Origin of the sequence: Occallatibacter sp., assembly GCF_049582745.1 — a bacterium.
Classification (GTDB): domain Bacteria; phylum Acidobacteriota; class Terriglobia; order Terriglobales; family Acidobacteriaceae; genus Telmatobacter.
Genome location: NZ_JBAUUO010000122.1, coordinates 1 through 13,518, shown reverse-complemented (window position 1 = coordinate 13,518; position 13,518 = coordinate 1). Strand labels below are relative to the sequence as shown.

6 protein-coding genes are annotated in these 13,518 nt (G+C 55.8%); 4 read left to right on the top strand and 2 right to left on the bottom strand.

Going from position 1 to position 13,518, the window contains the following annotated elements; translation table 11 throughout:
* Positions 1-7: 7 nt before the first annotated feature.
* A complete protein-coding gene (locus WCA10_RS17355; protein WP_472823773.1) occupies positions 8-3,421 on the bottom strand; it encodes a S41 family peptidase in 3,414 nt (1,137 codons plus the stop codon).
* Positions 3,422-3,555: 134 nt separating this feature from the next.
* Here WCA10_RS17355 and WCA10_RS17350 point away from each other — a divergent pair, with 134 nt between their 5' ends.
* Positions 3,556-4,263 (top strand): hemerythrin domain-containing protein, encoded by a 708-nt coding sequence (locus tag WCA10_RS17350; RefSeq protein ID WP_472823772.1) that lies wholly within the window; start codon positions 3,556-3,558, stop codon positions 4,261-4,263.
* A 99-nt stretch (positions 4,264-4,362) separates the two neighbouring features.
* Here WCA10_RS17350 and WCA10_RS17345 read toward each other — a convergent pair whose 3' ends face one another.
* Positions 4,363-5,436, bottom strand: coding sequence for a LacI family DNA-binding transcriptional regulator (locus WCA10_RS17345; RefSeq protein ID WP_472823782.1), 1,074 nt, complete (start codon positions 5,434-5,436; stop codon positions 4,363-4,365).
* A gap of 233 nt (positions 5,437-5,669) precedes the next feature.
* Here WCA10_RS17345 and WCA10_RS17340 point away from each other — a divergent pair, with 233 nt between their 5' ends.
* The 3 genes from WCA10_RS17340 to WCA10_RS17330 all read left to right on the top strand — a co-directional run bounded on the left by WCA10_RS17340 (position 5,670) and on the right by WCA10_RS17330 (position 13,335).
* Positions 5,670-9,221 (top strand): carboxypeptidase-like regulatory domain-containing protein, encoded by a 3,552-nt coding sequence (locus WCA10_RS17340; RefSeq protein ID WP_472823771.1) that lies wholly within the window; start codon positions 5,670-5,672, stop codon positions 9,219-9,221.
* 117 nt (positions 9,222-9,338) lie between these two features.
* Positions 9,339-12,968 (top strand): glycoside hydrolase family 38 N-terminal domain-containing protein, encoded by a 3,630-nt coding sequence (locus tag WCA10_RS17335; protein ID WP_472823770.1) that lies wholly within the window; start codon positions 9,339-9,341, stop codon positions 12,966-12,968.
* Positions 12,969-12,996: 28 nt separating this feature from the next.
* Entirely contained in the window at positions 12,997-13,335 is a 339-nt protein-coding gene (locus WCA10_RS17330; RefSeq protein WP_472823769.1) for a hypothetical protein, read from the top strand.
* Positions 13,336-13,518 lie beyond the last annotated feature (183 nt).

Genomic DNA, 13,518 nt, shown 5'->3' with positions numbered 1-13,518 from the left:
ATCTGTATTAGTTTCCTGTTCCGCTGAATCGGAATGACTTGTCGGGGTAGGGCGGGTGCTGTGGCACGGGCCGTGGATCCGCTTTGATCTCCTCTTTCAGCAATTTGATCGCCGCCTGGAGTTGGTCGTCATTGCCGCTGAATGTGGAGTGAGGCAGGTTATCGACCAGGATATCGGGGTCAGTGCCGTGTCCTTCGATGAGCCATTTGCCGTCGGGCCCGTACACGCCCAGTTCGGCGGCAGATGCGATTCCGTTGTCAGCCTGGGTGTTGTCGAAACTGAGCCAGACCTCACCACCCCACGTCCGCATGCCGATGACTTTGCCGAGTTTGAGACGTTTGAAGCCTTCAGTGAACGCTTCGCCGTCGGAAGCGGTCTGCTGGTCGCAGAGTACAACAATGTGTCCGCGAAATGCGTCCTGCATGTTCCAGGAGGGGTTGCCAACGCGAGGCTGAAAGTAGAACCACGCCTGGCGCAGTAGCTTGGCGAGCAGCCACGAATCGATGTTGCCGCCATCGTTATGGCGAACGTCGATGATCAACCCCTGGCGGTCGAAGACGGGATAGAATTCGCGCGCCCATTGATCGATATCGCCGGAGCCCATGGCCTGGAGGTGGACATAGCCGATGGTGTGGTTCGAAGCCGAGTCGACCGTGAGACGGCGGGAGTATTCCCACTCCGCGTAGCGCAGGCGCGCATCATCCTGTTCCTTGATGGGGACAACGAGCACGTCACGTATGGCGCCTGAGCTGGACTTGACGCGAAGCAGGACCTGGGCTCCGGCCTTTCCGCGCAACAAGGCGCGCTCGTCGGTTACGCCAAGCAGGTCTTCGCCGTCGATCGAAACGATAACCTCGCCTTCGCGGACAAGTGATTCAGGGCGGGCGAAAGGAGGAGCCTGATTGGGCAGGTCGGGATCATGCAGATAGATATGGTCCACAAGAAAGCCGCCGGCTTTCTCATCACGGCGAAGCCGCGCGCCGAGGGAAGCGATTTCCACCTGGTCAGCCGGCTTTCGTGCGTCACCGCCGACAACGAACGTGTGCAGTACGGAGAGTTCGCCGACCATCTGGGCTATCACGAGATTCAATTCATCGCGACTTGCGACGCGGTCCACCAGCGGAAGGTAGCGGTCGCGCATGGCGACCCAGTCGACGCCGTGCATGTTGCGATCGTAAAAGAAGTCGCGCTCGAGACGCCACGCATCGATGAATAATCCGCGATACTCGTCAACGGGCTTGGTGGAGAAGGACCAGCCAGCCAAATTGATGGAGGATTTTGCGAGGGCTTTTGGATCGGCCAGCGCGGCGGGCTTTACGTCTGAATCGAAGATGAAGAAGTCATCTGCTTTGCGGACCAGCAACTTCTTGCGATTCTCTGAGATCTCAAAATTCTTCACGTCCGACATCACGGTGTCGACGTCATCGCCCTTGTTTGCCACGTCAAGGCACTGCACAGCGAGATGCTTTTGGGTGTTGTCAGGATCGCTGAGCCAGCAGAGACGTTTTTCGGTGGCCTGAAGGTTGCCATAGTTGCCGGGAGGCGCGGAAACCTCGCTGAGCCTGAGCGCCATGTCAGTGAAGTCGATCTTGACTTCCGGAATGCTCTTTTCGTCTTTCTTCCGATCTTTCTTTTCGTCGCCGGATTTCTTTGCCGCATCTGTGGGCTTCGCGGCATCGCTCGGCTTGTCGTCTTTTGATTTTTCTTCCGGCTTCTTTTCTTCCGGTTTCTTTTCGTCCGGCTTATCAGCACCGTCGGGATGCAATTCGTCGGCAGGCAGGAACGGGGAGCGCAGATCGGGAACGAGCGCCAACTGGTAGATCTTTACCTGGTGATCGAAGAAAGGATCGGGCTGGCGCGATCCCCAGGGCGACTCGACGGTTGTCTTGAGCATGCGATCGGAGAGGAAGTAGAGCCATTTGCCATCGGAACTCCATGTGGGGCTCACGCTGTTGTAACGGTCGGAGGTGATTTCCCTGGTTTCGCCGGAATCGACGTTGAAGACCTTGATCTGGAGAAACTGGTTGTCGGCCCCTTGAACGAAGGCGAGCCACTTGCTGTCAGGAGACCACTGAAGGTCGCCGAAATCGCCCATCATGGATTGTGCGATCAGCTTTTCCTTTTTGGTTTTGGTGTTGAAAAGCCAGAGATGTTCATCCTTGTCGTGGTGGGCGAGCCAGTTGCCATCCGGCGAGACAACACCGTCCAGGCGGAGGACGTGTGCATCGTTGGTCCATTGCTCGGGTTTGCCTTCGGCGTTTGCCGGGAATTTCCAGAACTCGGTTTCGCCAGTCTCGGTGGAGAGGGCCAGGATGCTTTTGCCGTCGGGCAGGAAGCGCGCTTCGCGAAAACGGATGGCGGAGTTGGCGGCGACCTTAACGATGCGGCCGCTTCTGACGGGAAGAGTGAATACCTCGCCGCGCGCGGTAAAAACGGCGCTCGCGCCATCGGGAGAGATGTGGACGGCCGTGAGGTAGTCGATCGGTTTCTTTACCCAATGCTCGCGAAGCTGGTCGAAATCGGAGGTGAGGGTGATGGGAATGATCTCTTCATGGCCGGACTTCAAATCGAGGAGCCACAAATCGGCGCCGCATGCGTAGACGATGCGCCCCTCATCGATGGAGGCCGCCGAGATGTCGAAGATGCGCTGGTGACTTTCCTGCTTGAGGTTGTGTCCCTCTTCGTCCATGGAGAAGAGGTTCATGATGCCATCGCGATCGGAAAGGAAGTAGACGCGGCCGTTCCAGAACATTGGGTGAGAGGAAGCGCCTGGCCAGTCGGAGGTGAGGGAAACTGCTTCATCGTGGCCGTCGAACTTCCAGATGTTTTCGGCGGTGCCGCCCTTGTAGCGCTTGGTTTCGCTGGGCTGCTTGAACCAGCGTGTGAAGAAGATGTTGTGGTCATCGGGCGAATAGGCGGCTTCAGCAGCTTCGGCCAGGGGAACGATTTCTCTTGCGCCAACGCCATTCACCAGGACGAGTTCGCTTCCGGGCAAAGTTGCGTAGCGCGATGTGGTGATCATGAGACGGCCGTCGGGCGCGAATCCAGCGGGCACGGAGCCGCCATCCCAGGTGCGGCGTTCGGGGAGTCCGCCATCAACGGGCATGGTGTAGACCTCGGTTGGACCCTCGAAGTCAGCGCTGAACGCGACGGTTTTGCCATCTGCCGAAAGAAAGGCGTGCGATTCCACGCCGGGATCGGAAGTGAGGCGCCGAGCAACGCCACCGGACACACCGACAACCCACAGATCGCCCTCGGATGTGAAGACGATGCTTTCGCCGCGAACCGCCGGGTAGGTGTAATAGCCGCGATGGATGGGCGCGGCGTCGGCTGCGTGCGCGATTGAAGTTGAGGCTGAAATCAACGCGATGAGGACTGGGAAGATTCTTGCGAAACTCCAGTTGGCAAATGGACTCTTCATTGTTCTATCCACCCGAAATATGTTTGACGGCGGGAACAGCGGGAATGACCTTGCGCGCGAACGCACGGCGATTCAAAGAGTAGGTAAAACTGAGTACGAATGATACTACGGGAGGGCTTAAAGGGAGGCTGGTTTTGTCGTCAAACGGAAAGGGCGCGTACGAGCAAGAATTGGCAGCGATCTATCGTGACTCTCCGCTGTTTCGCAATTTGCGCGACACGCCCAAGCTCGAGGGAAAGTGCGGCTTGTGGGCGCAAATCGCCGCGAAATGGGCGACAATTACAAGTGCGGGAAGAAATGAGGAGAAAGCCATGGCGATTCAGATTGGCGCAAAGCCCGACCGCGGTTTCGATGACCCGATCGGCATGCTCAAAGACTGCCACAGAAGAATCGAGAGCTTCCTCGGCATTCTATGCGTTGCGGTTAATCGCGCACAGGGCAGATCACTAACCGACGAGGAGCGCAACGCGGTACAGGCTGCACTGCAGTACTTCAGAACCGGCGGGCAGCGGCACACCGCGGATGAAGAAGAATCCCTCTTTCCCAGACTGCGCAAATCCGATGCGAAGGCGTTCGAGGAAATCGATCGGCTTGAGCATGACCATCGTGAGGCGAACGATCTGCATGGATCGGTCGAGCGACTATATTCAATCTGGATAGAATCCGGCGGATTAGGATCGACGGAAACACAGGAATTGCTTTCCGAAACCGCGCGCCTTAAGAAGCTTTATTCCGACCATATTCAGGTAGAAGAGACAGTTGTCTTTACTCGCGCGAGCCAGGTGCTCGACAGCCGTGCGATCTTCGCGATCGGGACTGAATTTCGATTCCGGCGGAAATAATATTGCGGGTTTTCACTTCATAGAACTCCGAATGACCAAAGTCGCTGCGAAAAGCCGCAATAGAGTGGGAATGCAGTCGCTTCACAGATTGCCGATGGTTTACTGCAGTCGTCTCCTGCATCCGCAGGATTCGCGGAGAATCAGCGAGACCGGAAGGACAGTCCGGAGACAGGGGCCGTTGAATTCGCCATTGATTCTTTGCAAGAGCAGCCTGGCTGATATGTTTCCCAGTTCCGCGGCGGGCTGACGGATCGTGGTGATTGGAGGCGTCACCAAAGTGTAAAAATCAACATCGTCGAAGCCCACGAGAGCGATATCTTTGCTCATTTCAATCTTCATTTCTTTGAGGGCTTCAATAACCCAGATCGTGGAGGCATTGTTAGCGGTGAACAACGCTTCAGGGCGATTGCGGGATGAGAACAACTCCGATAGAGCGGTTCTGGCAGACCCCTGGCTGGATAGCGGAACCTCTTTCTCGCGCGGCAGTTTCGCCCGATGCATCGATTCCCGATAGCCGGCGATTCGTTCTTTCATAGTCAGCAAATGCGAATTAGCAGCAAGGCAAGTGATCCTCTTATATCCGTGCTGGATGAGATGTTCGACCGCCATCATTGCGCCGACTTTGTTTTCAACCCGGACTGAGTCTGTCGTGGCGACTTCAATTGGGCGATCAATCGTAACGATGGGAAGAGATCCCGCAGCCAGCGGCTTCAGATACCTGTTTTGGGCGTCCACCGGAACCAACAGGATGCCATCAACGGGTTGATGAGTCATCATCTCCACTTGCGCGGCTTCGAGAGACGGATCTCCATCTGAAGCTGCCAACCATACAAGATAGCCACTCTCTCTGGCGGTCTCCTGTACAGCGTGGATAACCACTGAGAAGAAGGTGTCCGCTATGTCAGGAACGATGAGTCCGATCGATCGGGATAACTGGCCGGTGAGCATGCGCGCTGCGTGATTGGGGCGGTAGTCGAGCTTGCGAATCGCAGCCCGCACTTTCTTGGAGGTCGCTTCGGAGACATAGGGATGTCCGTTAATCGTCCTCGAGACGGTCATCGGTCCAACTCCGGCTGCCCGTGCGACGTCTACGAGAGTTGCCCGTTTTGGACGTGTCGAATTAACTTTACGGGCCTTGGTGCGCCCGCGATTACTGGTGATAGGAGCCAACATTGGATTCCAGCGATTCGGAGGGGACATTTTATTCCTAATGAATGTCCGTTTGCTAACACAAAATTAACAATATTTCTTGACGAGTTAGCACTAACCCGAATAGTCTTTGGCGCTATGATTACGCAACCAGTATGATAGCGCACTCATATTGCGAGCAGGTCTGAATTCCCCAGGGCCGGAGTCGTCTGACACGGGACGGCTAACAAAGGAACATTTTCAAAAGAGGAGGCCAAATGTTGAAACATTGGTGGATGCGAAGGTTAGTTTCTAAAACTCTCTGTGCAGTATTGATCTTCGTCCTGTTCTCGGCATGGGCATTGGCCCAGTCAGACAAGGGAACAATCGGGGGGTTTGTCAAAGACTCCTCGGGGGCTGTGGTGCCGGGTGCAACGATTGTCCTGACCAACGAGGCAACGGGTGAAACTCATCAGGCGACCGCGGATTCGCAGGGCCATTACACCGTTACCAATTTGACCGCGGGGAGCTACACCCTGTCTGCGACAGTAAAGGGCTTCAAGAAATATGTCAGCAACCACAACACGCTGGGCGCGAATACTACGCTGTCTTTGGACGCACCCCTGACCATCGGCGCAATGAGTGAAGAGGTGACTGTATCAGCAACCGCCGAGGTGTTGCAGACAGAGTCAGCCGCGGTACAGGCTGAGATTACGGGCAAGCAGGTCAGCGATCAGGAACTCAACGGGCGCAATCCGCTCTACATGGGGGCACTGGTTCCGGGTTTGCGCAGCGGCTCGACGCTGGGCGACTTTAACTTCGCGGTTGGCGGTGGAAATCCGTTCCAGATCAACGGTTCTCGCGTGCAGGATACGATGGTGACCTTTGACGGAGCTCCGGCCGTTCGCACCCGTGGCAACGGCGCCATCATCGGCGTCGCGAGCGTCGATGCGACCCAGGAGATGCAGATCATCACTACGGACTATCAGGCGGAGTATGGCGACGCGGCGGGTGGCCAGATTCGCGTTGTGACGAAGAGTGGAACCAGGGACTTCCACGGTTCGGCGTATGAATATCTGCGCAACTCGGCAATGAATGCCAATACCTGGGTTCGCAATCAGTCTCCTTCGACAAAATTCGCTCCGCCCTACCGATACAACAACTTTGGATTCACATTTGGCGGACCAGTCTGGATTCCGAAGATGGGGATGGACAGGTTCCGGAACAAGTTCTTTTTCTTTGTGAACGAAGACTGGATTCGCTACCGCTTCACCGATTCGCAGACGCAGGCCGTTCCTACCGTAAAAATGCGCACCGGCGACTTCAGTGAATTCTTGAGTCCCAATCCGTGGCTCTCCGGCGTGCACCAGATTTACGATCCGGCGACGTGCACGGCGGTTGGAAATGCCGGCTGCGTGCCTTTTGACGGCAATATCATTCCCCCTGGCAGGCTCAGCGCGAACGGCCTGGCAATATTGAATGCGTATCCGGCGCCTACGCCCGGATATCTTTCGGGAACTCAGAACTGGATTGCCCAGGCTGCGCATCCCATCAACCAGCGAAAGCAAGTCATCAATGTCGATTGGATTGTCAACGACCGGCACAAGTTGGAGTTCGTCCGTCAAAACGCGACCTACAACGAGTATCAGCCGTTCGATCAAGGTTCAGGTTTGACCGGGAAGTACTTCATCCGTCCGAACCAGACCAACGTATTGTCATGGACCTGGACGATTTCGCGGACGATGATTAACGAGGCTCGTGCGACGCTCAGCCTCGATAACGTCTATATTCCCGTGAACACGGCCCTTGCGGGATTCAACCGGACATCGCTGGGAATCACCTTTCCGTATATATTCCCGGCAGCACAAAAGGCCCAGCCTGACAAGATACCCACCGCTTCAGTGCAAGACAGCTTCTACAGCCTGGCTGGCGGTCCCTACCCCTCGCACTCGGATGGTCCCATCTTAACGGCGTCGGATAGTTTGACGAAGGTGTGGGGGAATCACACGCTCAAGGGCGGCTACTACCTGAATATCTCCGGAGAGAAAGACAACGACCAAATCAACGTTGCCACCGTTCCTGGAGGCGCAAGCAACCAGAACGGCACGTTTGTCTTTACGGATAACCGCAACGGATTAGGCGCTACGACTGGCGTCAGCATGGCCAATCTGGCGATGGGCATCGCCGACAACTATACCGAAATCGGCCAGAGGTCCTATACCTATTGGCGTGGCCTAATGGACGAGTTCTTTGTCCAGGATTCGTGGAAGGTAAACAGCAAGCTTCATCTCGATTACGGCGTGCGTATTTCCATCCTGAATCCTTACACACCGGCGTGGGGAAATGCAGATTACTTTGACCCTGCATCCTACAGCGCAAACAACGCGCCCATCGTGAATCCGGCCACGGGTACCGTGACGCTTGGGACCGGCAATCCCTACAACGGCATCGTGATCCCCGGCTACGCCTCGTTCCCGAGTTCAGCGGCGAAGCACGGTGTGCTTGGCGCTGAACCCAACCCCACAGATTGCGACGGTTCTTCATGCAGCGCCCTGTTTGCTCCTAACCTGCATAAGGGCTATGTCAACACCTCGCATAACTATCAACCGCGCATTGGTATTGCCTATCAACTGACGGCGAACACTGTGGTTCGCGCAGGAGTCGGCAATTTTGCGACACGCATGGGTCTGCTGGACAACGTCTTCCCGGGCGGTAACTCGCCCTTTCAGCCATCCGTGACGGTCAATCCAGCGTCCGGCGTAAACGACATGGTCGACAACCCGGGAAGCAGCCTGGCCACCGGTCTTGCTGCCCCTCTCCAGATCAGCACCCTGAATCGGAAGTTGAAGTCCCCGCAACGTTGGAACTGGAACTTCACGGTGGAACGCCAGACCATATGGAAATCGATGCTGTCGCTTGCCTATGTCGGTGGCCGCGGTCTTTATAACTGGCGGGTCTTTGACATCAATCAACCGCAAGTTGGAGCCTTGGCCCAGAACCCGGGTAAGAACGTGAACTACCTGCGTCCGTATCTTGGGTTTGCAGCCATCCAGCAGGAACAAAGCAACGGAAGTTCGCGGTACAACTCATTCCAGCTTGGATGGAACCGTCCGTTCGCAAACGGTTTCCTGGTCGGCGTAGCGTATACGCTGTCAAAGAGCATGGACAACGGCTCGAACTATCGCGATATCCTTCCCGATTCCTATGACACCACCGGTCTGTGGGGTCCTTCGGAATACGATAACCGCAACGCTCTGGTGATCAACTTCCTGTACGCATTGCCGTTCTTCAAGAACCAGAATCAGCTTGCGGGCAAACTGATGGGCGGCTGGCAGTTGAGCGGGAACTTTCAATTCCAGAGCGGTGTACCGTGCGGAATCGGAACAGGCAATGACATTGCCGGTGTTGGAGAGGTCGGGAGCTTTGGCTGCGGCAGTGAGGGCCAGTTCTGGACGATGACCGGGAAGCCAAAGTTGTTGAAGAACTTTGCTGGATACGCGGGTCAGACCGGCAAATGGTTCGCAACAACCAATCCAGATGGCTCAGCCATCTTTACGGCTCCGCCTGCAGACACCTTCGTCCACGAGTCAGGTGTTCGCAACTCCGTATATCAACCGGGATTCCAGAATTGGAATCTCAATATGAAGAAGAAATTTCCCATTACCGAGAAAACCGGCTTCGAGTTCAAAGTGGATGCGTATAACTTTATCAATCATCCCAACTGGGCGGGTCCGAACTTGAACCCGACGGCCGGCACATTTGGCAGAGTTACCTCAAAAACCACGAGCAACCCTCGTCAATTGCAAGCCGGATTGTCGTACTCGTTCTAGGTTGGCAAAGATAGAGCAAACCCCATGCGTGTGCCGCACGCGTGGGGTTTGTTCTTATGGCAATTACCTCAAACCCGCGCCCTCCGTGCAACATCGGTGTGGCTGGACGGCCTCCCCATGACACGATTTTCACGCTCGCTGGCTGCACCCCGAATGGGCTGCCATCTTCTTCGATCCATCAGCTTTGCAGCGGCGGTCGCCGCTTGTTCGTTGCCCGTCGCGGCGCAGACGATGAAGGCGCCGGATATTACCCAGACGCCGACGTTGTATGTAGTGCCATACGCGCATCTCGATACGCAATGGAGATGGGAATTTCCGCAAACGATAAGCGAGTATCTGTTGAAGACCATGCGGGTGAATTTCGATTACATCGACAAGTATCCGCACTACGTCTTCAACTGGACGGGGGCGAACCGTTATCGGCTCATGAAGGAATATTTTCCAGCCGATTACGCGCGGATGCAGCAGTACGTCGCTGAGGGCCGCTGGTTTCCGGCGGGATCATCGATTGAAGAAGGAGACGTCAACCTTCCGAGTGCGGAAGGGATCTTCCGTCAAATCCTTTACGGCAATGAATACTTTCGAAAAGATTTCGGCAAGGCAAGTACGGAGTACATGTTGCCTGACTGCTTTGGATTTCCTGCGTCTCTACCCAGCATTCTGGCGCACGCGGGCTTGAAGGGATTCTCAACGCAAAAACTCAATGCACAGTGGCAGCCCGCGCCGAAGATTGGCGGCCCCGATTCTCCCGAGCACACGCCGGAAGGGATCCCTTTCAATGTGGGAGTGTGGGTGGGCCCCGATGGGAAGGGAGTAGTTGCCGCTCTGAATCCCGAAGGCTACGGCAGCAATGTATACACCGACCTTAGCAAGGAACCTGCGTCGCCCCCGTCTGCGTCTGCTCCGCAGTTGACCAGCGAGGAAAGAGCGCGGCTCACGCCACAGCAGGCAAATGCAGCTGCGCGTCGGCGGCCGATGGAGCAGGACTGGTTAAAGCGCATCGAGCTGGATGGCAAGGTGACCGGCATATTTGCCGATTACCACTATGTCGGTACGGGCGACACAGGCGGTGCTACCCAGGAATCAACCGTGAAGCTTTTGGAAGCCATCGTTACGAAGAGCGAGACCGTGCTGCCGTCATCTCCTAAATCGGCCCTTGCAATGGGAGAGACACCGAAATCGGAGGCGACCGGATCAGAAGTGAGGGTCGGTGATGGGCCAGTGCATGTTATCGAATCCGCTGCGGACCAGATGTTCAACGACATTACGCCCGCAATGGCATCGAGGTTGCCGAAGTACCGAGGTGATCTTGAGTTGATCAATCACTCTGCAGGTTCGCTGACATCCGAGGCGTATCACAAGCGGTGGATTATCAAGAATGAGTTGCTTGCCGATGCAGCAGAGAAGGCGTCGATCGCTGCAGCATGGATGGGAGGTCGCACCTATCCGCAGCAACGCCTCAATGAAGCCTGGATGCTGGAATTGGCTGGACACTTCCACGACACCGGCGCGGGAACAGCAACACCCCGCTCTTATCAATACGCCTGGAACGACGACATCATTGTGGCAAACCAGTTTGCCGGTATCTTGACCGACGCGACCGAAGCGGTTGCTTCCGGGCTCAATACCGAAACCGCGGGAACGCCTATCGTCGTCTTCAATCCTCTCAATATCGCGCGCGAAGATGTTGTTTCAGCCAACGTCGAGTTTCCACACGGAACCCCGAAGGCCGTTCGTGTGAATGATCCCGAAGGTCGAGAGGTACCGTCGCAACTTGAAGGCGGTCAGGTCATGTTTCTGGCCAAGGCTCCTTCTGTTGGATACGCCGTTTACAGCGTGCTGCCTGTCGAGGCGTCCCGCGGCCACTCAACACTCAAAGCAACGAACTCGTCGATTGAGAATGCTCGCTATCTGGTACGTCTGAATGAACAGGGGGATGTCTCCGGCATTTATGACAAGGATCTGAAAAAAGAACTACTCGCGGCGCCAATCCGGCTCGCTATCTCGAACGACGCGCCGAAGGTTTACCCAGCCTGGAATATGGAATTCGAACAGGAGCAGGCACCGCCACGCTCTTATGTGGGTGGGCCGGCCCAGATTCGGATCAAGGAGAATGGTCCGGCTCGAGTCTCTCTCGAGGTAACACGCGAGACAGAAGGTTCGAAGTTCGAACAGACAGTCAGCCTTTCGGCAGGAGACGCCGGAAATCGTGTCGAGTTTGGCAACGCTATCGATTGGAAAACTCTTTCCGCAAATCTGAAGGCAACGTTTCCGCTGAGCGCTTCAAATGAGAATGCTACATACAATTGGGATATCGGCACGATTCAAAGGCCCAATGCTCAGGAGCGACAGTTCGAGGTCGCTTCTCACCGCTGGATTGATCTAACCGACAAGACCGGTACTTTCGGGACAACCGTTCTCACCGATTGCAAGAACGGCTCCGACAAGCCCAATGACAACACTCTTCGATTGACGTTGCTACGGTCACCCGGAATGCAGCCTCCGCCCAACGGACGCCCGCAGGCATACACCGATCAGGCTAATCAGGATTGGGGTCACCACGAATTTGTGTTTGGACTTGCGGGCCATAGGGGCAGTTGGCAACAGGCCCAGACGGACTGGCAAGCATATCGGCTTAACGATCCTTTGATCGCTTTCCAGACCACGAAACATGCTGGATTACTTGGGAAGAGCTTTTCGCTTGTTCATTTGAGTAATTCGCGAATTCGCGTGCTTGCGCTGAAGAAGGCGGAGGCGGGTGACGACCTAATCCCGCGCATGGTGGAACTCGATGGGAAGGCACAACAGGGCGTTCGCGTCTCCTTCCCGAGTTCTCTTGCAGCCGCCCGGGAGGTTGACGCCCAGGAACGACCCATCGGATCGGCAATCGTTAACGATGGCTCATTGGTGACTTCGTTTACGGCTTATCAGCCACGCACGTTTGCGTTGCGTCTCAATGCACCGCAAGCGAAGCTCGCCGCGACCCAATCGAGCCCCATCGCGCTTCACTATGATCTCGCCGTTGCGACAAACGACGATACAAAGAGCGATGGCGGCGGCTTTGATGGCAAGGGCAGTGCAATTCCAGCGGAGATGCTGCCAACGACGATCGAATATCACGATGTACAGTTCAAGCTGGCGCCTTCCAAGACAGGCGCGCCGAATGCGATTGTCGCCAGAGGGCAGACGATTAAACTGCCTGCAGGCCGCTACAACCGCGTTTACCTGTTGGCAGCTTCTGCAGATGGTGACCAAAATGCCGCTTTTCTCATCGGCGACCGGAAAATCATGTTAAATATTCAAGACTGGAGCGGATTCATCGGACAGTGGGATACGCGTCTTTGGAAGAATCAGTCAGAGCGTGACTGGGCAATCTCGGCAAATCACGCCGCCTGGCCGCCGGCGGACGAGCAAGAGCGAGAGAAGCGCCCAATTTCGCCTCGTTACCCGGAAGACTACGTTGGCCTCAAGCCGGGCTATGTGAAGACCGCGGCGCTGGCATGGTATGCCTCACATCAACACACACCTGAGGGACTGAATCAGCCTTACCATTATTCCTATCTATTTGCCTATTCAATTGCGCTGTCATCCGGCGAACGAACCCTTACCCTCCCGGACAACGATAAGATCCGTATTCTCGCAATCTCGGCCGCAGAGGAGACTCCGGATCTATTTCCTGCGCAACCTCTTTATGACATTCTCAACGAAGCCGAGCCCACCCGTTCTTCGACGACAAAGTCTCGATGAAGATATCCGGGCAGTATGGAGATTTGATATGCAATTTCTCCCGATGCGCGGTGCCTGCTTTCTTGTTTTGGTCACAGCGGCTCTCGTCCACGCGCAGAATTCGTCGGAGGTCGATCCGATGCTTGGCGCAGACAAAGGCGGCAATGTTTTCGTGGGGCCAACACTTCCCTTTGGGATGGCGAAGCCGGGACCGGACTACGGAGATAATGAAGGCAATGCCGGATGGGAGGCGAGCGGCGCCCTGAACGGCTTCTCGCAGTTGCATGTTTCGGGCACAGGAGGCGGGCCGAAGTATGGCAACATCCTGGTGCAGCCTATGAAGGGCAAGGCCGATCCTGCAGAGCCACCTTCGATGTCAGAGAGATAGAGGAAGGTAATCCGACTCGCTACCCATATCTATTTTTCCGAGAACCGACTTATCGGTCTAGTGTAGCGTCTCATGCAGATCGTCTTTTATTGAGCGTGGTCTGAGCACGGGTGACCTTTTCCAGGATGTCGTTTGCCTTTGCGGTCCAGATGAAGGGCTTTGGTTTTTGGTTGTGGTGGTCGA